Here is a 21,371-nt window from a genome sequence, read left to right as displayed (position 1 = left end):
TAATTTTTTTCAGTAACTTTTTTCCCTCAAACAATAATTTCCAAAAATGCCTTTCCGAAAAGCCTTTCTCCCGCTGACGCTTTTGGCGTCGCTAGGCGGTCTGTGGAGTTGTGGACAAAAGGAACCCAATTCGGTGGACTTGGCCGGTTCAGACCAGGTCAGCTACAATTTCCACATCCGACCCATCCTCTCCGACAAGTGTTTTGCCTGCCATGGCCCCGATGCCAACAAGCGCGAGGCCGACCTTCGCTTGGATACGGAAGAAGGTGCCTTCAAGGCACTTAAGGAAAGTCCTGGCATGTTTGCCCTCGTGGCGGGCAAGCCAGAGGAGTCCGCGGTCTACCACCGCATCGTCTCCGAAGATCCGGGGGAAATCATGCCCCCGCCAGAGTCCAATCTTTCCCTCTCTCAAGAGGAAATCGCCCTGATCAAAAAGTGGATCGAGCAGGGTGCGAAGTACGAGCCCCACTGGGCCTTTCTGAAAGTGGAAAAGCCCGCTGTACCCGAAAGTGACTGGGGAATCAGCGAAATAGACGCTTTCGTCTATCAAAAAATGAGGGCTAAAAAACTGGAGCCCAATCCAGAGGCCAAGCCCCATGAACTCATCAAGCGGGCCAGCCTGGACCTCACCGGCCTCCCTCCTACGCCTGAGACTTTGGACAAATACGCGGACTTCTCCGGAGAAAACACCTATGAGAAACTGATCGACGAGCTTATAGCCCAGCCCGCCTATGGGGAAAAGCTGGGTGTGCTCTGGATGGACATCTCCCGCTATGCCGACAGCTATGGCTACCAGGACGACGAAGTCAGATCCCAGTGGCCCTACCGCGACTGGGTGATCCACGCCTTCAACGACAACATGCCCTACGACCAGTTTATCACCTGGCAACTGGCTGGGGATCTATTGCCGGATGCCAGCAAGGAGCAGATCCTGGCGACGGCTTTCAACAGAAACCACAAATACACCGAGGAAGGCGGCATCATCCACGAGGAGTACCGCGTCGAATATGTTCTGGACAAGACCAACACCTTCAGCAAGGGAATCCTGGGCATCACCATGGAGTGTGCCCAATGCCACGACCACAAATACGACCCCTTTTCCCAAAAGGAATACTATGAGCTGTTCGCCTTTTTCAACAACTCCAAGGAAAAGGGCTTCGAAGGCGACGTGAGCCAATCCAAACCCGCCAAAACCCCTATACTTTGGATAGAGCGCGACGACCTGGACGGGATCATGAGCTTCATCAACCATCCCGACACCACCAAGCTCAGCGTCTCGGTGATGGGCGAAAACGAGGAAAAGCGCACCACCTACATCCTGGACCGGGGCGTGTATGACGCGCCGACCGATTCGGTAGAGGTGTCCACACCCGCTTCTATCTTTGAGTTTGCCGACGACCTGGAGAAAAACCGTCTCGGCCTGGCCAAGTGGACCACCAGCCGGGATAATCCGCTCACCTCCCGCGTCTTCGTCAACCTGGTCTGGCAGGAGATCTTTGGCAAAGGCATCGTGAAGTCTGCGGGGGATTTTGGCATGCAGGGCGACCTGCCCACCCATCCCGAGCTGCTCAACTGGCTGGCGGCGGATTTTATGGAGAATGGCTGGGACATCAAGCGCCTGCTGAAGCAGATCCTGCTTTCCTCCACCTATCGCCAATCCGCCGAGATCAACAAGGACCACCTGAAGGTCGATCCCGAAAACCTCTACTTGGCCCGAGCCCCTCGTCTGCGATTGCCTGCGGAAAACATCCAGGATCTCGTACTGGCCAGCAGCGGACTGCTCCATACCGAAATCGGCGGCCCTAGCGTCAAGCCATACCAGCCTTCGGGACTTTGGGAAGCGGCCACCTCCGGACGGGGAACCCTCGCGACCTACGTCCAAGACAGGGGCGACAAGCTCTACCGCCGCGGCATCTACAACTTCATCAAGCTGACCGTGCCGCCGCCCAAGGCCATCATCTTCGACTCCAGTAATCGGGATCGCTGCGAGATCAGCCGAAACCGTACCAACACGCCCCTCCAGGCGCTCGTGATGATGAACGACCCCATGGTGCTGGAAGCGTCGCGGGTTTTGGCGACCAAGCTTTCGCAGCGCTACTCCGGCGAGGAAGCCATCGCGCAGGCCTTCAAGCGCATCGTGTGCCGGGAGATGAAGTCCGAGGAGCAAGACCTGCTGGAGGGCTACTACGAAACCGTGTTGGCTGAATTCCAGTCCGACCCGGAAAGTGCCAAAAAGGCCCTGGACGTGGGAGAATACCCTATGGACGACGAAGCCATAAGCCCCGAAAACGCCGCGCTGATGCAGGTGATCGTAAGTATGTATAACCTAGAGGAGACTATAACCAAAAGCTGAGATGGAAAAGGAAATATTAGAACAGGGACTCAACCACAACAGAAGGAAATTTCTCTCTCGACTGAGTTTGGGAATAGGCAGCGTCGCCTTGGGCTCGCTGATGATACCGGATTTGTTCAATGGCAAGCAGGAAGCCGAGGACGGCTTGATGCGGGCTTTGCCGCACTTTGCACCCAAGGCCAAGCGCATCATCTACCTCTTCCAAAACGGTGCTCCCTCCCAGCTGGAAACCTTTGACTACAAGCCGCTTTTGACCAAAAATTTTGGGCAAGAGCTGCCCGACTCCATCCGTGGCGGCCAGCGACTGACAGGAATGACTGCCGGGCAGAGTTCCTTTCCCCTGGTAGGCTCCTACTTTGGCTTTAACCAATACGGAGAAAGCCGGGCCTGGATCTCCTCGCTTTTCCCCCACATCTCCAGCGTGGTGGACGATCTCCTGATCGTGAAGTCCATGCACACCGAGGCGATCAACCATGACCCGGCGCTGACCTTCTTCCAGACCGGAGCACAGGTCGGCAACCGCCCCAGCATGGGATCCTGGCTCAGCTATGGTCTGGGCAGCGAAAATGCCAACCTGCCTGCCTTCTGCGTGCTGCTCAGCCGCGGCAAGGGGAACGGACAGGGCGTGTACTCCAAGCTTTGGAGCAATGGCTTCCTCGATGCCACCCATCAGGGCGTGCAGTTTTCAAACTCAGAAGATCCCGTCCTCTACCTCTCCGACCCCAACGGCATGACCCGCGACCAGCGTCGCAAGATGATCGACCAGATCGCGGCGATGAACGACCTGAGCTATCGGGAATTCAACGATCCCCAGATCACCGCCAAGGTGCAGCAATACGAAATGGCCTACCGCATGCAGACCGCCGTGCCGGAGATCACGGACACTTCCAAAGAACCCGACAGCGTCGTGAAGCTTTACGGTCCGGACTGCCTGGTGCCCGGCACCTATGCCGCCAACTGCCTTTTGGCGAGAAAGCTCTCCGAAAACGGCGTACGCTTCGTGCAGCTCTACCATCAGGGCTGGGATGCGCACGACAACCTGCCTAACCAGATGATCGGACAAGCCAAGGATGTCGATCAAGCCACAGCCGGCCTGATCACCGACTTGAAGCAGCGCGGACTCTTGGACGAGACCTTGATTATCTGGGGTGGTGAGTTTGGAAGGACAAACTATTGCCAAGGCAAGATCATGCCTGAAAACTACGGAAGGGACCACCATCCAAGAGCCTTCTCCATCTTCATGGCTGGCGGCGGCGTCAAGTCCGGAATGGTCTATGGCGAGACGGACGACTTTGGCTACAACATCACCGAAAATCCCGTCCATGTCCACGACTTCCAGGCTACGGTCATGCACCTCATGGGCATAGACCACGAAAAACTGACCTACAAACACCTGGGACGGCGCTATCGCCTCACCGACGTGCACGGCAAAGTAGTAAAAGACCTGATTGCATAAGATTAGTATCCGACATTTTGTGGCTATCCAAATCAAAACACATTAATGACGGATACTCGTCCACCGTCGACCGACCACAGACCACAGACCACAGCCCTACTCCGGCCTCCCGTCTTCGGTCTTCCGTCCCCGGTCTTCCATCCAAGAAAACAAGCCAATTTCACAATTGGTCCCGCGCTAAATTTCCATCGCATAAATACCCATCATGCCCAAAGTATCCCGGATAGCCGCTATCCTCGAAAACCTCCTTTTCTTTTGGCTCGGTCTCGCGCTGATCTTGAGCGTCGCCGGAGAAAGCCTGTCCATTCCCCCCATCCTCCAAGTGCTGGGCAGGGCCCATCCGCTGATCCTGCATTTTCCCATCGTCCTGCTGCTGATGGCAGTGGTCTTGCTTTGGGTGAAAGATGCCAAGCTCCGGGAGCTCGGCACCTGGACACTGCTCCTCGGCGCCAACCTTACCGGCCTCACGGTACTGGCGGGCCTGCTGCTGGCCAACGAAGACTATGACGGAGACATGCTGGTGTGGCACCAGTGGCTGGGCGTGGCTTCGCTTGGTTTGGCCGTTTTGATCTACTTCTATAGAAACAAATCTACCCAGTTCGTCAAGTTCTCGACGGCCTCCCTTGCGCTGGTGATCACCCTCACGGGACATTTTGGTGCGGATTTGACCCATGGGGAGAATTTCCTCCTCGCTCCCATCCAAAGCGAGGAAGTGGAGTTTGTCGCCCTGGATGATGCCGAAGTCTTCCAGCACATGGTAAAGCCCATACTCGAGGCCAAGTGCGTCGCCTGCCACAAGGAAGGCAAGGTAAAAGGAGAACTGCGACTGGATGACCTGGCGGGCATGCAGAAGGGCGGAAAAAATGGCCCCTTTGTCGTACCCGGAGACTTAAAGGAATCACTGCTGATCCAGCGCATCCACCTACCGGAGGAATCCAAGGAGCACATGCCGCCCAAAAACAAAGCCCAACTCACCGAGGAGGAACTGGAGATCCTCCAGCTTTGGGTAGAGTCCGGGAGTTCCTTTGACCAAAAGGTGGCCGAGCTGCCCAAGGAAACTCCATTGTTTCAGCTGGCTTCCAACAGATTTTCCAACCAAAAAAACTACACCTTCGACGCAGCGTCGGACTCGGACATCGCGGACTTGAACAATTTCTTCCGTAAGGTCAACCCGGTATTTCCGGGTTCTCCCGCCCTGGAGGTAGCCTACTATGGCACCTCGGCTTTTGATCCGGCCTCGCTGAAGGAGCTGAAAAGCATCAAAGCCCAAGTTGTCAAGCTGAACCTCAACCGCATGCCGCTGGAGGGGGTCGACCTGGCTTTCCTCCGTGACTTCCCCCATCTGGAAGAGCTGCAGCTGAATTTCACCGGTGTACAGGCCAGCCAACTCGCCAATTTGGAGCCCTTGGAAAGCCTCAGGAACCTGGCTCTTTCCGGCAACCAGCTTGGTGCGGATGCCGTGGAAGCGCTAGGCAAACTAAGCCAGGTCAAGAGGCTTTTCCTTTGGAACTCGGGACTGGACAAAGAGTCACAGGACAGACTTCAACAGGCGCTTTCTTCCGCCCACATCGATTTTGGATTTGACGGAAAAGGGGTGATCTATCCCCTCAACTCGCCCAAGGTCAGCTACGACAAGGTCTTTTTCCAAGATTCCATGGAGCTGATCCTCTCCCATCCTATCCGTAAAGCCGAGATCCGCTATACGCTCGACGGCACGGAGCCGGACAGCCTCAGCAGCCCCATCTACACCGCGCCGATCTGGGTCAAGAAAACCGGCGAGTTTCGCGCGAAGGCCTTTGCCGCGGACTGGATTGGCAGCTTGCCGACCAAGGACGTCTTTTTCAAAGCAGGCATAGTCCCCCAATCCTACCGCCTCGCCCACGAGGGCAACGGCCGCTACAAGGCCAACGGTGCCAGCTCCCTCTTTGACCACGAAAAGGGAAAGACTACCCATGGATCAGGGAATTGGCTCGGATTTAACGAGTCGCCCCTGGAGCTTGAGATATTTTTGGAGAAAAACAATAGCCCGAAAGAGATTAGCATCAGTATTCTTCTAAACGAGACCGCCTACATCTTTCCACCGGAAAAAGTGGAGATTTGGACCGGAAATCAGCAGAACTGGCAGAAAATTCCGGAAACGGAGAGCACCCAGTCTACTAAAATAGAAGAAGCTAGATTTGGAGTGTTGACGTTTCCCCTGCCGGAAACGGGTTTTGACCAAGTCAAAATCAGGCTGAAACCTATTTCGAAACTCCCTTCTTGGCACCCTGGAGCAGGGGCAAAAGGATGGGTATTTGTGGACGAAATATTATTGAATTAGCCTTTCACCCAAAAAACTATTGATGAGTACAGAACCGTACAAGCGCTATCGGGAATCCGTTTTTGAAAAACTCCAGAAGGCTTTCCGGCAGGAAAAAGAAATATCAATCGCCGCCAAATGGATCGCGCAGGCCATAGCAAACCATGGCTGGATCTACACCAGCGGCACCGGCCACTCCCACATGCTCGCAGAGGAGATCTTCTACCGGGCCGGGGGATTTGCCCGGGTTATTCCCATTTTGGATGATTCGCTGATGCTGCACAAGGACGCCTCCGGCAGCACGGTCGTGGAGCGCCGCGAGGGCTATGCCCAGACGCTCTTCCAGCCCTATGCCATTACTAACAAGGACGTGTTCATCATCGCCTCCAATTCCGGCCGCAACTCGGTGAGCGTGGAGATGGCCCAGATCGCGCAGGAAAAGGGCGCGAAGGTCATCGTGATCACCAACTATGCCCATAGCAAGTCGGTGGATTCCCGCCACTCTTCCGGTCTGAAGCTTTTCCAAGTCAGCGACATCTTCCTGGATACTTTTGGAGAGATCGGCGACGCAGCCATCGACCTGGACGGCCTCCATACCAACGTCGGCGCGACCTCTACCGTAGTCGGTGCCGCCCTCCTCAATGCAATCATGGTGCAGGCAGCCGCCCTGGCCTTGGAAAACGGCATCGTCCCCGAGGTCTTCAACAGCTCCAACTCCAACGAGGGCGAATCCCACAACGAAAACCTGATCAGCAAATACAAAGCTGAGGTGAGGATATTGTAAGGAGCCGGTAGCTTCGAGACCACAACTTTGTTCGCGAGGATGCCGATTGGCCCTTCTGCCCGCTTGGAAATTTGAATTGGGCAAGTTGCGCAGCGGCGTGCTTGAATAGGACCGGATCGATCCAGCGACCAAGGCCCAGTGACAAAGCTCTAGACTGCTCTACTTCCTTTCAATGCCTAGGGCATAAGCCTTGGGCATTCTGATTTTCTTTCCGAGACTTTGACGATGTCTTTCGTGATTTCTTGCTTTTTTTGTAACCCACACAAGAGATCCATTTGTCACACCATGAAACAGGTTACGCTCGGTTTTTTATTCACTTTCGTTCTGGCCACCCTCACTTTTGCCCAAAACAAACCCGCCTACCAGCTCTACGACCACCGAGGCAAGCTGGCGGACTATGATAAGATGATCCGGGATCTGTCCGAAAGCGACATGGTCTTCTTTGGGGAGTACCATACCAACCCTATTTCGCATTGGCTACAACTGGAGATGACGAAAAGCCTGTACGAGATCAAAGGGCAAGACCTGTATCTCGGTGCGGAAATGTTTGAAAACGGCAACCAGCTGGTGATAGACGAATACCTGCAGGATCTGTATCCCGAGGACAAAATGCTCCCGGAGATCACCCAGCTCTGGGGCAACTACCAGACGGACTACAAGCCTCTGCTGGACTTTGCGAAGGAAAAAAACCTGCGCTTTATCGCCACCAACATCCCCCGGCGCTATGCCTCTATGATCAACAAGAAAGGTCTAGAATCCCTCAAACTGCTGAGTCCTGAGGGCTTGGCGATGATAGGCCCGGATCTGGAAAAGTACTTCGATCCTACAGTAAAGGCCTATGCCGAAATGGCCAAGGCGATGGGAAACCACACTCCTCCCAACATGCTCAACATCCAAGCAGCCCAAGCGGCGAAGGACGCCACGATGGCCCATTTCTCCATCGAGTCCCATCGCGCCGGCAACTTGCTGTTTCACTTCGAGGGTTCTTACCATTCCAACTACTCCCAGGGCATCATCTGGTGGATCAACCAAATCCGCCCGGGCTTTGACATCAAGTCCATCACCACCCTGACCGAAAAAGAATGGAATGAGTTGAGCAAAGAAGATCGATCCAGCATCGCCAACTACATCATCGTGGTGGCGGACTCCATGACTCAGACGAAACGATAGGCTCGACAGGCCCGCCTACCGCAGGATCGCATACCTGCAAACTTGCCAACGGAGAGCCTTGCCAGCCAACAAGCTGGCATTTTTCTTCTTAGCCTTTTTGGATTTCCTCTCCGAAAATCTCCTTCACGACCCAGCCTTTGCCCCATTCCTCCATCTCCTTTTCAGACCAGAGCTCGGGAAAGAAGATGACCTTTTGGAAGCGCGGAGGGAGGTACTTCTGCCAATTGGTGCCGCCGGTCGCGGCAATATCGACGGGGTCGCGCTGCAGGTAGCGTACGGCCGACTTGTAGTGTGCCAAAGGCCAGAAGACGTTGGCTTTCAAGTCAAACTGACGCATCATCTCACGCAGGGATTCGGATGGAAACTCCAGCTCCATATACTTCTGCCAGAGGTTTTTGCGGCGGTAGCTTTCGATGAGCTCGATGAGCTTCTTGCCGTATTTTTCCTCGAAGTTTTTCAGTGTCAGCGTCTTCTCCCCCGTCGCCAACTCGATGGCTCCCTGCTGCCAATACAGGTTTTCGAAGAGATCATCTCCAGGACTGTGGTAGTCGTATTCGGCCCGCTTCTCCAAAGCGATCAGGTGAAAAGCATCCGTGGCCATCAGCTCAATCTCCCGAAACTGCGCACTCTGAAAACCAGAAGAAGGCAACAGCGACATGCGAAACTGGAGAAACTGCTCCCGCTCCATCCCCTTCCACATCATGGCAAAGGAGCTGATCAGGTGGTCAAAGTACATCAGAATCCGCTCCAGACGGGTTTTGAAAAAAGTCTCGGTCAGCTTCTGCTGATCGGCGATCTGCTCCATTTCGGAGATGATCAGCTTGAAGTACAGCTCAGTGATCTGGTGGTAGATGATGAAGATCCGTTCGTCTTTGAAGCTGGTTTTGGGCTGCTGCAGGGAGAGCAGCACGTCGAGGTTGATATAGTCCCAATAGGTCAGGTAGTCGGCATGGAGCAGGCCCTCCAGGTAGGAAAGAAGGTCTTGGCCCGAAGACTTGAATTTGGATTCCAACTGGTGGATTTTCTCTAGCACTTTCGGGTCAAACTGGGAACTGGGCATGGGGATTTTTTAATCAAAAGGGTAGCAAATTCGAAGGCTTTCTCCTTAATTTCGGGACTAGCCCGGCACTCTGTGCGGCAAAAATGAGTGATTCCCAAAAATAAACCAAATATAACATGGAGGCTGTTGACATCAGGAAATCCCAAAAACAGGATCTTTTTGAAGGTGTAGATTTTCTTGATCTGGACGATTTGTTGACCGAAGAGCAGAAGCTTATTCGGGCCTCGATGCGGGATTTTGTGAAAAAGGAGATCTCTCCGTACATCGAAGACTGGGCTCAGAAAGCCCATTTCCCCTACGAGATCGTACGGAAGTTTGGCGAAGTGGGAGCCTTTGGCCCCCAACTCCCAGAGCAGTACGGTGGCGGTGGGCTGGACTACATCTCTTACGGCCTGATCATGCAAGAGATCGAGCGCGGCGACTCGGGCATGCGCTCCACGGCCTCGGTGCAGGGTTCACTCGTGATGTATCCGATCTATAAGTTTGGCTCCGAGGAGCAGCGGAAAAAATACCTTCCCAAGCTGGCCTCCGGGGAGTACCTGGGCTGCTTCGGCCTCACCGAGCCCGACCACGGCTCCAATCCCAGCGGCATGGTGACGCACTACAAGGACATGGGCGACCACTACCTGCTCAATGGCGCCAAGATGTGGATCTCCAACTCACCCAAGGCGGACATTGCCGTCGTCTGGGCGAAAAACGAGGAAGGCCGCATCCACGGCCTGATCGTGGAGCGGGGCATGGAGGGCTTTTCCACTCCCGAGACCCACGGCAAGTGGTCGCTACGCGCTTCCTGCACCGGCGAACTCGTCTTTGACAACGTGAAGGTGCCAAAGGAAAACCTGCTGCCTGGCAAGTCTGGTTTGGGTGCACCGATGATGTGCTTGGACTCGGCGCGCTTTGGGATCGCCTGGGGAGCTATCGGTGCGGCCATGGACTGCTACGACTCAGCGAGAAGGTATGCCGCCGAGCGCATCCAGTTTGGCAAGCCTATCGCGGGATTCCAGCTGACGCAAAAGAAACTCTCCGAGATGCTCACCGAGATCACCAAGGCGCAGCTCTTGGCTTGGAAGGTCGGAAAGATGATGAATGAGGGCACTGCCAAGACCGTCCACATCTCCATGGCCAAGCGCAACAACGTGGAGATGGCGCTAAATATCGCCCGGGAAGCCCGCCAGATCCACGGCGGCATGGGCATCACAGGCGAATACCCCATCATGCGCCACATGATGAATTTGGAATCTGTCGTCACCTACGAAGGCACGCAGGACATCCACCTGCTGATTCTGGGTCAGGAGATCACGGGGATTGCGGCTTTTAAGTAGCTCTGATTGGAAAATTTTAAAGTTTCTCCGGCCAAATCACCGACGCCAGCACCGACGCCGCTAAGATCCCCCCGACGATTCCCAACGACGGCGTGGAGCCTACATGGTAAAATGGCGCTGAGATCATCTTGAAGCCGATAAAAGCCAGGATGATGGCCAGGCCAAACTTCAGTCGGCTAAACATGTGGATGAAATTGGCCAGCAGAAAATAAAGGGAACGGAGCCCCAAAATCGCAAATATGTTGGACGTGTAGAGGATGAAGGGGTCGTCTGGCGCGATGGCGAAAATCGCCGGGATGGAGTCCACTGCGAAAAGCAGGTCGGTAAACTCGATCACGGCAACGACGACCAGCAAGGGGGTAGCCATTTTCACTCCATTTTTCACCGTGAAAAACCTGTCCCCGTGGTACTCCGGCGTCACCTTGAAGTAGCGGTAGATCAGCCGTGCGCCCGGATTTTTACTGTAGTCCTCGGTTTCCTCCGCATCGTGGTCGGCAAACCAGGATTTGTAGCCGGCATAGATGAGAAAAGCCCCAAAAACAGTCAGCACGACATTGATACGGACGGATCGCTCGAGGATCTCCATTTCCGGCAGGTAAGTCATCGAAATGATCCCCACCCCCGCGAAAATGAAGATTGCGCGCATCACCAAGGCCCCAATAATCCCCCAAAACAGCACGCGGTGGTGATATTCCCTGGGAACTTTGAAAAAGCCAAAGACCAGAATAAAGACGAAGAGGTTGTCCACCGAAAGGGCTTTTTCTATCCAATAAGCCGACTGGAACTGGGAAAACTTCTCCATGCCCACTTCCTCATTGGTGACGATGTAGATGAAAATGCTGAAGACCATGGATAGGCCAATCCAAAACACCGACCAGATCGCTGCCTCTTTGTTGGAGATGATGTGGCTCTTTTTGTTGAAAACACCCAGGTCGAGCAAGAGCATAAAGGCTACGACTAGGGCAAAACCGATCAGGATACCGGGATGGTTGATTAATGAATTCATGGAAAGGGAAAATCTGGGGAAAGGATCATACACCGGCGCAAGCCGAAAAGGAGGACTACTGGAGGACTTTTCCCTACCAGGTCTCAAAAAATGGCTGAAAGAGCACTTTGGCGTCAAACAGCGGGGAGGTGTGCTCGTCTTGCCCTGGGCTGACCAGCTCTGGATCAAGCACCTGCACCGCTCCTGCCTCAAACACGATGACTTCGCCAGGAAGCTGCTTCATCCACTCCGCCTGCACAAGGGACAGGGTTTGGGCGGAGCTTCTCATGTGAAGCTCAGGCAAAGTGTCTTGGCCAAGGTAGCCGGCGCTGGGCTGTATGACTTGGTAGTCGGCTACCGGTGGAAACATGCAGATCAAAAAGACCCCCAGAATCCAGCCTGCCAGGACAAAGCCAAAGAAAGCCTGCTTTTTCATCGTCGCGCTGTGAGGCAGCAAAGGTAGAAGAATCGGCATAAATGCCTTCGGGATTTAGGGAAATACCAAGGGGAATATTTCGCTAGGGAGAAAGCTCTGACCAGCGAGCCGGCCCAGCTGGAAAGCGGTCCTCCTCCAGATCCCGAATCCCCCACTTACTGGCAGCGTTTCTCGCATATTCTCGGAAATATCCCCAACTTTATAGAAATCAAACTTTTATTCTTATGATAGACCAATTGTTAAAGTCGGCAAACGGCCCCCTCCAGGATTTGCTCGCCAGCGCGGGAGGAAGCAGGGACTCGTCAGACGCAGTGAGGGAATCCTTCCTCGACGTCATCCAGCGCCAGGCGAGCTCTGGGGACTACAGTGGCATAATGGAGATGTTTTCGGGATCCGAAACCCCAGCTGACAGCCCTACAGTCAACCACCTCAAAGGAGCCTTTGGCAGCGGCATCAGCGAAAAACTGGGAATAGACGGCGACAAGGCCATGGCTCTTGCCTCACAGGCCCTCCCCCTGCTGCTCAACTTCTTCAACAACCGCGTAAACGCAGCCCCCCGTCCCAACCAGGAAATCGCCGAATCGGTCGTCAACTCCATGAAGAAAAACGACGAAAGCGGACTCGGAGAGGTGTTCAGCTCCATCTTCGGTACGAGCAACGACACCGACTCTTTTGATTTGGGCGACGTGATCAAGTTTGGCTCCAGCCTTTTCAAAAAGTAAAAAACCAGAAACTGCCTCCCCAATGGGGTTTCACGGTTTAGTCAATGGACACCCAGAATATCCTGAATTCAAGTATTATTCAACTTCAAAATTTATGAACGCAACAAAATTTCTCTCGGCTTTCCTTTTCCTGCTCTTCTTTGCATTTGCTGCCCAGGCACAGATACCCAAAGTCCCCAATGTCGGCTCCGACGCCCTTTCCAGCCAGGTGCTTTCCATCTTGGACAATAGCTCCTCCGATCTCAACCTCACCGGGGACCAAACCTCCAAGCTGAAGGCCAACAACAAGTCTTTCGTCAACGACCTCATGAAGGTGGTCGGGGGCTCCGGCTCAGACGACAGCAAAAAGTCCAGCATCCTGGGCCTGAAAAACAAACGTCTTAAATTTCTCACCGACCTGATGGGCAATGAACTGGCCCAGAAGTATCTGGGAAAAGTCATCAGCGGCATCAACCCCCTCAAGTCAAAATTAGGGCTGGCAGCGCTTGCTTTCTGACGGCAATTCACTCAATTTGAAGCCTTGGAAATCCTTCCAAGGCTTTTTCTTTTCACCCAAATGAAAAAAATTCTTCCTCTCCTACTTGCCCTTTTTTGTCTAAGCTGCGCAAAGGAGAAGCAAAGCTACGAGCTCTGGCTGACCGACCCCAAAGCCAATGTGTTCTTTCAAAAACAAGACCAGGGTCAGGAGCCAGAAGCGTCCGAACTGACCATTACCATCGATGCAGAGACAGGATTCCAAGCCATGGATGGCTTTGGCTATACCCTGAGCCAAGGCAGCGCAAAGCACCTGCTGGCGATGGGAGCCCCAGCAAGGAGAGCTCTTCTGAGGGAGCTTTTCGGGGATGGGGAAAAGGAAATCCGAATCTCCTACCTGCGCCTTTCAGTGGCCGCTTCCGACCTGAACGAGTATCCTTTCTCCTACAATGACCTGAGGGACTCTCTGGCGACCGATCCGGAATTGACCCAGTTTAGCCTGGGGCCGGACACGCTGGACGTGATCCCCGTGCTGCGGGAGATCCTGCAAATCAACCCGAATCTAAAGCTCATGGCCTCTCCTTGGTCACCTCCTGCCTGGATGAAAGACAACAAGGACACCCGCGGCGGTTCCCTTTTGGAGGAGTTTGAATCCGCTTACGCCTGCTACCTGGTCAAATACATCCAGGAAATGGAGGCTCTGGGCATTGCCATCGATGCCCTTACCATCCAAAACGAGCCCCTCCATCCCGGCAACAATCCCTCGCTTCTCATGCTTCCTGAGCAGCAGGCAAGGTTTATCGGCTTGCATCTCGGGCCAGCTTTCGAAGAAAACGGGATCAAAACCAAGATCGTCGTGTACGACCACAACGCGGACCGGCCAGACTACCCGATCTCGGTGTTGCAGGACAGCTTGGCTCATCCGTTTATCGACGGATCGGCTTTTCACCTCTATGGGGGAAAAATCGAGGCATTGTCCGAGGTACACCAGGCTTTCCCTGACAAAAACATCTACTTCACCGAGCAGTGGGTAGGCGCTCCGGGCGACTTGGCAGGCGATCTGGCTTGGCATGTGAAAAATCTGGTGATCGGCGCTCCTCGTAACTGGGCGAAGACTGTCTTGGAATGGAACCTGAGCTCCAATCCCGAACTCACCCCGCATACCGACCGCGGCGGCTGCGACCGCTGCCTTGGCGCGGTGACCATCGCCGGGGACTCCGTGACCCGCAATCCAGCCTACTACATCATCGCCCATGCCAGCAAATTTGTGGATCCAGGCGCTGTCAGGATAGATTCCAACGAATTGGAGGGACTGCCCAATGTCGCTTTTGGGAGGCCTGACCGCAAAAAAGTCCTCATCGTGCTCAATGAGTCCAAAGAGCCCAAAGACTTTGTCATCAAGGACGGGGAAAAACTGATCGAAGCACAGCTGAATCCGGGAGCCGTCGGGACTTGGGTTTGGTGAGAAAAAGTCCAGCCTAAAGCTGCAACTTCGGCTCCAACCATAGCAGACCCAAAGTCAGCAGCATCCCCACGATCCAAATCCAAGGTGAAAAAGGAAGACGAAAACTGCTGCTTTCGCCACCAAGACTGGGCGAGTTGCTTTTCAAATCAGAAATCAAAGCCCTTGTCCTAAGCGCCGCCAATTCGTCTTCCCCGTAGACAAAAGCCGAAAAACCGGAATCCAAATCCACCCAAGAGCTGTCTGTGATTTGCAGCTTGCCCTCGGCCAAAAACGGGTTTGCAGCGCTTCTTCGCAAGTAGATCGTGTCCTTCGCCCAAATGAGCTGATCGGGAAGGGAATCTTGGGAAAGCCGCTCAAGGTCTTTGGAGACGCCCGTTAGCAGGGGCGCTTCCATGCGCCAGGCCGATTTCTCATCCGGCTCCAGCAAACCAAAAAGTTCGCCCCAGACAGCCTCATATTCCTCACTTTTCCCTTGAAGAGAAAAAGGATAACTCGCAGTGATCAAAGACATGGAGACCGGAACACTGCCCGCCAGTTGAACTGCCAGGCTGCCGTCTTGCCGCAGCTTTTGCCCGGACTTTTCAAGAAAGGAAAAAGGAAGCGTTTCCGCTCCGCTTTCCAACGTCCTCGTTTCTTCCTGACTGATCCTCGACACCTGGAAATCCGTCCCGAAGAGCCGATTGAGCGTCTGCGCGGTCTCCACAGCCTGGCTGACATTCATCACGACCAAGGCTGCCTTTCCCTCCTTCACCAGGTTTTGAACCGACTTTTGCTCCAACTGGGCTGGATCGACGATCAAGACCTGCAAGGAATCACCCGCCAAGCCGCTATACAAAACCGTCTCTCTGGACAGCTGGATCTCCTCGGTGACTTTCTCCCCTTTCTCCCGCAGCCAGTTGCCCAGCGTACGGCTCTCCGCACTCGGGAACCCCAGCTGGAAATGGTACTTTTTTGGCGAAGCCGCTCCGATGTAAAACCGGACATTGGCCAGCGTGTCCTCGTCCAAAAGCAGCGGAAACTCCGCCCGACCGAGGCCGCTGGGCGAAAACTCCAGCAAGCCCGAATTCCAACCCTTGGTCAAGGGTTTCGGCTCCAGATTTGATCCGGAAATGGCCAGCATGGAGCTATCCGACTCGGAATAAACTTCGTAGGCCAACCTTTGCTTCTCCCCTTTCCGCACAAAGCCTTTCCAAGCCAAGTCGCGAACCGCGGCGTTTTCATGCGGAAGAATCCACTCAAAATCGAGGTTTCTGAGGCCATAGAGCTGCTGCGCATCGAATTTTTCCCCAAGCAAAAACACCATCTCAGACCTTGGCTGAAACCTCGATAGCGCCACTGCACGATTTACTTCCAAGCTGTCCCGCCAGAAATCAACCTGCTTTTTATCCAAATCGTCTTGGTACACGATCACTTGTCTTTCGCCCGGCTCCACTTCACGCTGAGGGCGGAGTAGCAGCATTGCGAGGCAAAAAACAAACCCCAGCAGCAGCAGGCCGCGAATCAGCAGTCGCTTGGAGGCTGTCTTATTTCTCCATTGGAAAAACAAAGTCAGTCCCCCGACCAAGACCAGGATCGCGACAAACCCGAAGAAAAACGGCCAAGAAACTAAAGGTTGGTAATGGAAATTCATCTCAGGTTCTTTCGGAAAGCGGATTTCAGGGATTCGTTGGCAAGTGTGGAAGCGCCGGGATTTTTATAGTTTTTGGCCAGGGGGTAGAGCTTGTCGCGAAGCTCCCTTCGGCCTTTCTCGTCCAATTTTCCCGCTTCGAGCTCTTGCAGATGCAAGATCAGGTTGAGGTCAGCCAGTTGGGAATTTTGCGCCTTTTTAGTCCAAAGACTGCCGAGTTCACGCACGGTTTCCCGCTCTTGGGCGCTGAGTTCGGCTTTCGCCAAAAAACCCAGCACAGCCGAAGCCAGGGGCTCGATCTGCCGGTCCAGCATCGCCAGTTCCTTTTGGATCTCCAAGTCCAATTCCTCCAATTCCCCAGACAGGCGCTTTTCCTCCTCCTTGATCGGCGGCGGATCGTAGGCCGTGCGCTTCACATAGACCCGGGACTTTTGCTGTACGCTCTTCAGAAGTTCCAGGGCCTTGTACTGGTAAGGCAGTGCTTTTTCCGGCTCAAAAAGCCGCATGTGGAGCTCCGCCTGCCACATCTGTTCTAGAGCGCCTTTCAACGCACCACGAGTGGACTGCTCGTAAAAAGTGTTCATTTCCTCCGAATCATGCGCGTGGATATACGCGCTCATCAGGTCTTCCATGGCATCGCCCTCCTCCGACTCGTGGCCATGGTCGTGGCCTCCAGTCTCGTGCTGGTGCTCCACCGTAGGTCCAAACTGTCCTGGTTTCGCTGGATCTGGATCATGCTCGCCCTCCTGATCATGCAGGTGCATGTAGCCCGCCAGCATATCCCCATCATTGGTCGGCTCCACCACTACCCCTACGGCAGCCGTCTCAAACTCCTCCCCCAGATACTGTCCATAGCGTAGCCGGAGGAGTTTTTGGTCGTAGCCGATCTCGTTGGAAGTGGAGTTAAACTTCTTCTCGGCGAGCTTGGGCTTGTCGGCCAGCAGCTTCTCGGTATCAATGATGATCTGGCGCTGACTGCGGAAGTACTCCGGCAAAACCTGAATCGCCATGCCCTCCAGCACCGCATTACTCTCCTCCGAGTCGTCAAAATACTTGATGAAATACGTGTCCGTGCGGCTGATATTGGCCTCTGGAGCCTTGTTGTCCGCCGCCACCCAGTAGTAGTACAGTTCGTCGCCCGGCTGGAAATCCAGGGAATTCACATTGAGCGTGAAGGTGGATTGCTTGGAAGAAAAAGGTTTGGTCTCCACCGGAAAGCGTGTCTCGCGAAACTTCACGTTTTCTCCCTTACCCCGCGCCAAAGTCGCCACGATCTCCACGCGGCTCACCCTGAAGTCGTCACTGACCTGGGCCTTGAGCTGGAGCTTGGGATCGTTTCCAGGGAAAAAGAACTTGTAGCTCTCCTTTTCCTCCGGCAAAATCTGCGGGCTTTGGTCGACGATGGCTTCCAACGTATAAAACTTCGACTCGAAAACCTGGGCCTCCCCACGGAAGGCCTGAATAGAATAAATACCCGATCCGGTCAGCTCTTCCTTGAGTTGGTATCTGTCTTCATCTTTTGAAAATGGCAACATGGCCCCGGTAGAACTCACCAAGAAAACAGACAGGTTATCAGCACTTTCAAAACCAAGACTCCAAGTGATATTTGAACCTTTGATGGCCTTGATATCGAGGCTGGTTTGCTCTTGGGGAGCGATTCCCGTATAGCTGGGCGCGGCGATCTGGACTTGGCTTTGGGATAAAAGAACGGGAGCGTTTTCGGCCAAAACAGCCGGGAGACGTTCCTTTTCCAAAGAGTTCGAGTTGGCACTTTTTTGCGTGATGGGCAGGAAATTGAGCAATAAACTGAACGCCATGACCACTCCACAGGACAACAAAAACGGAGTAAGTCCTTTATGGAAAACCCAGATTTTTGGAGGTATTCTGGAGGCGATCCGATCCAATTGCAGTCTTTCGACAATGCTGGGATTCCCTTTTTCCAACAGCTCCAAGCTAAACTCCAGCCCTCCAACCCGCTCGTGGAGAATCCGAACTGCACGGGCACGTTGGGGACGGAAGGCACCAAAATAAATCGCTAAAATAGCTCCAGCTCCTCCGACAACTCCACTACGCGCCAAGCCATTCAAGCCGAAAATGGAAAGCAGCGAGCCCAAGACAACAGAACAGAGCAAACCCTTCAGCCAAGCATTGAGCCAAAGCTGGTTTTCCAGTGATTTGATATGTTGGTTAAGCGTCTTCACAGGCGGCTACGATAGGCTAAAAAGCGCTCCAGGGCAAAGCAAAGGGCGATCAGGAAAAGCATAATCTCCGTGGTATTGGCCGCGGCAGCTTGCTTGGCTCTGGGTATTTCTACGAATTTCTGGTTGACTTGGGCTTGGCTGAGGCGGACGTCCGTCCGCGCAATCCCCAAAAACTCAATCAGAGGAGCCAAGATCAATTCCGGCAAAATCCCTTTCTCTACCACTTCTTCCCAAGGCAGGGAAGCCGGCGAGGCCAAGGAAACATGACCTGTCTCATTGGACGTTTCGCTTCCGCCTACAAGGAAGTTAAGCTTCCCAGTATCAGCGATCCCATTTGGCTGATCGGAAAATACCACTTGGGCGACCGGAAGATCCGCCTGCTCAAAGGACAAACCATACACTTCCTCCAAGGCTGCCAGTGACGCCAGGATTTCCGCTTTCTTCTGCTCGTCTTTTACATCGAGAAAGAACGGGACTGTCCCAGAGGAAGCGGTTTTTTCAGAAGTTGGAGCGGATTCGGGAGAGATTTTCTGCAGAACACCTGACTCATCCAAACCTAGAAAATCGCCAGAGGACAAGCCGATCAGGCGATCACTTGGGCTTGGCTTGACGGTTTCGGTTGCAAGGTGCATGACAGGGGCCTTTTGCACCCAAAGCAGCCCATCACCCCAGTCAGAGTCCAATCCAGGGGCGTAGAAGTGCAGAGAGTCCAGGCCCTTAGGCAAAAGATCGAGATAAGCCTGCATCTGGTTTGGGTCAAAATCTACCGGGGAAACGTGCCCAATTTCATACTCGGGAAGTCCCAGAGCCAGCCAGAAAACCTCCTCCCCACGGGAAAGCGCCTGCTCCAGTTCGAAGCGAAACTCGGCTTCCACCTGGGGATCGGGCAAGAGCGCGTGGACGATCTTCGGCGCACCGGATTGCTCCAGGCTTTTCCACCATAGCCCCACCGCCAACAATACCAGCAGCGCCCAGAGGATGATCCTAGCCAACAAAAGCCACCAATGCTCCAGCTTCAGGGAGCGGCTGGATTGGGACTCCTTGGTGTCTAGCCAGGCCGTGGCCGCCCAGGCGATCACTTTCCCTTTGCGGCCATTCCAGAGATGGATGCCAAGCGGAACAGCGATCCCCGCCATGGCCCAAAACAACGTCGGCTGAATCCACTCCATCACGCGAGCTGTTTTCGGTTGAGCACTGTCCGCACCACTTCCGTGAGCGGAGTCTGCATGGATACGCGCAGAAGGTGGACTTTGGGCAAAAGCAGGCGCTGACTCAGCTCGTCCAAATATTTTTTGAATCGAGTTCGAAACTCACTCTGAACCGCTTTTCCGTCCTGCACCAGCTCCTCTCCCGTCTCCAGATCGCGGAACACGAAGTTCCCTTCGAGCTTGAAATCAAGCTCTTGCTCGCCCAAAAGCTGGATGAGTACCAGTTCTTTTCTCGGGTGGATAAATTCTTTCACGAGATTTTCCCACTCCGTTTCCTTTTGCAAAAAGTCGGACACCCAGATGATCAACTCCCGGTTTCGACCTTGGGTCAGATTTTCCGGAAAAGGCTCCAAAGGCCAAGATCCCTTGGCTTTTTCACCTTCCAAATAGTACAGAATCCGCTGGAAGCTCTTGGGTGTAGGCGAGACTTTCTGCTCGACTTTCCCTTCGGAGAGGGTATAGTAGCTCAGCGAATCCCCCTGCAAATAGCCCAGATAAGCCAAGGAAGCGAGGAGGTTTTTGGCGTACTCCAGCCTGGAAACACCTTTTTCTTCATAGTTCATCGAGCCGGAGAGATCCAGCATCATGCGGATATGGAGGTTGCTTTCCGTGGTGGACTCCTTCACCATGTACTTGCCCGAACGGGAAAAATACTTCCAGTCGATGCGCTTGAGATCATCCCCCGGCCGATAGTGCCGGTACTGCTCAAACTCGCTCCCTACGCCCACGCGGATGCCCGAGTGGACTCCCTGCCGCAGCTGCTCGGATATAAGCCGGGCGGACAGACGAAGGTCGTTGAGCTTGATGATCTCCAGGTTACTTGGCATGAACGGGAGTTTGGGCGAGGATTTTTCCGATCACAAAGTCTGCGTCCAGCTGCTCCGCTTCGGCGCGGAAATGCAGGGAAATCCGATGGCGAAGCACCGGGAAAATCAGGTGCTCGATGTCCTCCGGGATGACCGAATAGCGGCCTTTGACGATGGCGCGCGCTTTGGCACAAAGCACCAAGGCCTGTCCGGCACGCGTGCCAGCACCCCATTCCACGTAGTTTTTTACCTCGGGCACGGTCGTGTTTTCCAATCGCGTGGCACGGATGAGCCGCGTGATGTAATTGAGCAAGGCTGAGTCGAGATGAACTTCACGAGTGAGTTTTTGCAGCTCTCTGATTTCCTCTGAATTGAGGATTTTCTCCGGGCTGGCTTTGTAGGTTCCGGTGGTTCGTTGCAATACTTCCAGCTCCTCGTTTTCGTTCGGATATCCGAGCTTGATGTAGAGGAGAAAGCGGTCAAGTTGCGCCTCGGGAAGCGGATAGGTGCCGCTTTGCTCGATGGGGTTTTGGGTCGCGATGATCAGGAAGGGATCCGGCAGCTTATAGTTTTTGCCTCCGTAGGTCACCATTTTTTCCTGCATGGCTTCTAGTAGCGCCGCCTGGGTTTTGGGCGGCGTTCGGTTGATTTCGTCAGCCAAAACCATGTTGGCGAAGATCGGCCCCTGGGTAAACTGGAAAAACTTCTTGCCGGTGCTATGGTCTTCCTCCAGCACTTCGGTACCGAGGATGTCGCCCGGCATGAGGTCTGGGGTGAATTGGATACGCTTGAAGCTGAGCTCCATCACCTTGGAAATGGTCTGCACCATGAGGGTTTTGGCCAAGCCAGGCACACCTTCGAGCAGGCAATGTCCACCCGCCAGAAGCGTGATGATCACCTCATCGAGCACTTCATCCTGCCCGACGATGACTTTGGCAATTTCTTTTTTCAGCAAGGGAATCTTATCCACGAGCTGCTGATATTTCTTCAGTTCTGTTTCCAA

17 protein-coding genes are annotated in these 21,371 nt (G+C 54.1%); 9 read left to right on the top strand and 8 right to left on the bottom strand.

All coding sequences use genetic code 11. The features are described from left to right. The first annotated feature begins 46 nt into the window (after positions 1–46). The 5 genes from J0A68_RS06545 to J0A68_RS06525 all read left to right on the top strand — a co-directional run bounded on the left by J0A68_RS06545 (position 47) and on the right by J0A68_RS06525 (position 8,062). Positions 47–2,353 carry a PSD1 and planctomycete cytochrome C domain-containing protein gene (locus J0A68_RS06545; protein WP_206577386.1) on the top strand — a complete coding sequence of 769 codons (2,307 nt, stop codon included), beginning with the start codon at positions 47–49 and terminating at the stop codon, positions 2,351–2,353. A gap of 1 nt (position 2,354) precedes the next feature. Then, positions 2,355–3,809, top strand: a complete 1,455-nt coding sequence (locus tag J0A68_RS06540) for a DUF1501 domain-containing protein (RefSeq protein WP_206577385.1) — start codon at positions 2,355–2,357, stop codon at positions 3,807–3,809. Between the two features lie 205 nt (positions 3,810–4,014). Continuing rightward, positions 4,015–6,129 carry a c-type cytochrome domain-containing protein gene (locus tag J0A68_RS06535; RefSeq protein WP_206577384.1) on the top strand — a complete coding sequence of 705 codons (2,115 nt, stop codon included), beginning with the start codon at positions 4,015–4,017 and terminating at the stop codon, positions 6,127–6,129. 22 nt (positions 6,130–6,151) lie between these two features. After that, on the top strand, positions 6,152–6,892 hold the full coding sequence (locus J0A68_RS06530) for a sugar isomerase domain-containing protein (protein ID WP_206577383.1): 741 nt from the start codon (positions 6,152–6,154) through the stop codon (positions 6,890–6,892). A 285-nt stretch (positions 6,893–7,177) separates the two neighbouring features. Further along, complete coding sequence (locus J0A68_RS06525; RefSeq protein WP_206577382.1) at positions 7,178–8,062, top strand: ChaN family lipoprotein; 885 nt, start codon at positions 7,178–7,180, stop codon at positions 8,060–8,062. 88 nt (positions 8,063–8,150) lie between these two features. Here J0A68_RS06525 and J0A68_RS06520 read toward each other — a convergent pair whose 3' ends face one another. Continuing rightward, positions 8,151–9,122 carry a tryptophan 2,3-dioxygenase family protein gene (locus J0A68_RS06520; protein ID WP_206577381.1) on the bottom strand — a complete coding sequence of 324 codons (972 nt, stop codon included), beginning with the start codon at positions 9,120–9,122 and terminating at the stop codon, positions 8,151–8,153. A gap of 116 nt (positions 9,123–9,238) precedes the next feature. Between J0A68_RS06520 and J0A68_RS06515 the strand changes: the two genes are divergently transcribed. Beyond that, positions 9,239–10,444: an acyl-CoA dehydrogenase family protein gene (locus J0A68_RS06515; protein ID WP_206577380.1), complete on the top strand. Its 1,206-nt coding sequence runs from the start codon at positions 9,239–9,241 to the stop codon at positions 10,442–10,444. A 16-nt stretch (positions 10,445–10,460) separates the two neighbouring features. Here J0A68_RS06515 and J0A68_RS06510 read toward each other — a convergent pair whose 3' ends face one another. Both J0A68_RS06510 and J0A68_RS06505 read right to left on the bottom strand, forming a co-directional pair. Beyond that, positions 10,461–11,450, bottom strand: a complete 990-nt coding sequence (locus J0A68_RS06510) for a TerC family protein (protein ID WP_206577379.1) — start codon at positions 11,448–11,450, stop codon at positions 10,461–10,463. Positions 11,451–11,523: 73 nt separating this feature from the next. Continuing rightward, the gene (locus tag J0A68_RS06505) at positions 11,524–11,904 is read right to left on the bottom strand and encodes a hypothetical protein (protein ID WP_206577378.1); all 381 of its coding nucleotides are present in this window, start codon (positions 11,902–11,904) and stop codon (positions 11,524–11,526) included. 185 nt (positions 11,905–12,089) lie between these two features. On the opposite strand from J0A68_RS06505, the gene J0A68_RS06500 reads away from it, so the two are divergent. The 3 genes from J0A68_RS06500 (at position 12,090) to J0A68_RS06490 (ending at position 14,526) form a co-directional block, all read left to right on the top strand. Continuing rightward, positions 12,090–12,587 carry a hypothetical protein gene (locus J0A68_RS06500; protein ID WP_206577377.1) on the top strand — a complete coding sequence of 166 codons (498 nt, stop codon included), beginning with the start codon at positions 12,090–12,092 and terminating at the stop codon, positions 12,585–12,587. Between the two features lie 94 nt (positions 12,588–12,681). Further along, positions 12,682–13,083, top strand: coding sequence for a hypothetical protein (locus J0A68_RS06495; protein ID WP_206577376.1), 402 nt, complete (start codon positions 12,682–12,684; stop codon positions 13,081–13,083). A 60-nt stretch (positions 13,084–13,143) separates the two neighbouring features. Beyond that, positions 13,144–14,526 carry a glycoside hydrolase family 30 protein gene (locus J0A68_RS06490; RefSeq protein WP_206577375.1) on the top strand — a complete coding sequence of 461 codons (1,383 nt, stop codon included), beginning with the start codon at positions 13,144–13,146 and terminating at the stop codon, positions 14,524–14,526. Positions 14,527–14,539: 13 nt separating this feature from the next. Here the strand turns inward: J0A68_RS06490 and J0A68_RS06485 are convergent, their stop codons facing one another. The 5 genes from J0A68_RS06485 to J0A68_RS06465 are packed head-to-tail and all read right to left on the bottom strand — an operon-like array spanning position 14,540 to position 21,371. Continuing rightward, a complete protein-coding gene (locus J0A68_RS06485) occupies positions 14,540–16,156 on the bottom strand; it encodes a hypothetical protein (RefSeq protein ID WP_206577374.1) in 1,617 nt (538 codons plus the stop codon). Next, positions 16,153–18,354: a hypothetical protein gene (locus tag J0A68_RS06480; protein WP_206577373.1), complete on the bottom strand. Its 2,202-nt coding sequence runs from the start codon at positions 18,352–18,354 to the stop codon at positions 16,153–16,155. Before J0A68_RS06480 ends, J0A68_RS06485 begins: the two co-directional genes overlap by 4 nt. Beyond that, on the bottom strand, positions 18,351–19,523 hold the full coding sequence (locus tag J0A68_RS06475) for a BatA domain-containing protein (protein ID WP_206577372.1): 1,173 nt from the start codon (positions 19,521–19,523) through the stop codon (positions 18,351–18,353). The genes J0A68_RS06480 and J0A68_RS06475 overlap by 4 nt, the downstream gene beginning before the upstream one ends. Continuing rightward, complete coding sequence (locus J0A68_RS06470) at positions 19,523–20,389, bottom strand: DUF58 domain-containing protein (protein WP_206577371.1); 867 nt, start codon at positions 20,387–20,389, stop codon at positions 19,523–19,525. Before J0A68_RS06470 ends, J0A68_RS06475 begins: the two co-directional genes overlap by 1 nt. After that, positions 20,379–21,371 carry an AAA family ATPase gene (locus tag J0A68_RS06465; protein ID WP_206577370.1) on the bottom strand — a complete coding sequence of 331 codons (993 nt, stop codon included), beginning with the start codon at positions 21,369–21,371 and terminating at the stop codon, positions 20,379–20,381. Before J0A68_RS06465 ends, J0A68_RS06470 begins: the two co-directional genes overlap by 11 nt.

Origin of the sequence: Algoriphagus oliviformis (genome assembly GCF_017254915.1) — a bacterium.
GTDB lineage: Bacteria > Bacteroidota > Bacteroidia > Cytophagales > Cyclobacteriaceae > Algoriphagus > Algoriphagus oliviformis.
The sequence above is the reverse complement of the archived record's forward strand: the minus strand, read 5'-3'. Positions and strand labels throughout refer to the sequence as shown.